The organism is Marinobacter sp. bablab_jr003, from assembly GCF_016464245.1.
In the GTDB taxonomy this organism is placed as follows: Bacteria; Pseudomonadota; Gammaproteobacteria; order Pseudomonadales; family Oleiphilaceae; genus Marinobacter; species Marinobacter vinifirmus.
The window spans coordinates 1-280 of record NZ_JADARC010000110.1; the positions used below are offsets into that span (position 1 = coordinate 1).

Here is a 280-nt window from a genome sequence, read left to right on the forward strand (position 1 = left end):
AAACGCTGGAAGCGAATCAAGGGGTTTGACCAACTGAAGCTGGTCGTGGACAACGTGCAGTTTCAGGATGGAATACAGGTGGAAGATCAATCTGGCAGGAACGCTGCCTGATGGTCATACACCAGATTTGACAATAACTCGGCATTATCGCCAGCGCGGTCTACCGGCTGAACACCAGTGTGTTGGAGGGAATGAACAACAAGATCAAGGTGATCAAGCGGGTGGCCTACGGCTACCGGGATAACGACTACTTCTTTCTGAAGATAAAAGCAGCATTTCC

General features: G+C 50.0%; 1 pseudogene. It reads left to right on the forward strand.

What is annotated here, in order from left to right:
- Nucleotides 1–140: 140 nt before the first annotated feature.
- Nucleotides 141–280: pseudogene (locus tag H3Z84_RS11755) on the forward strand (transposase); the annotation flags it as partial.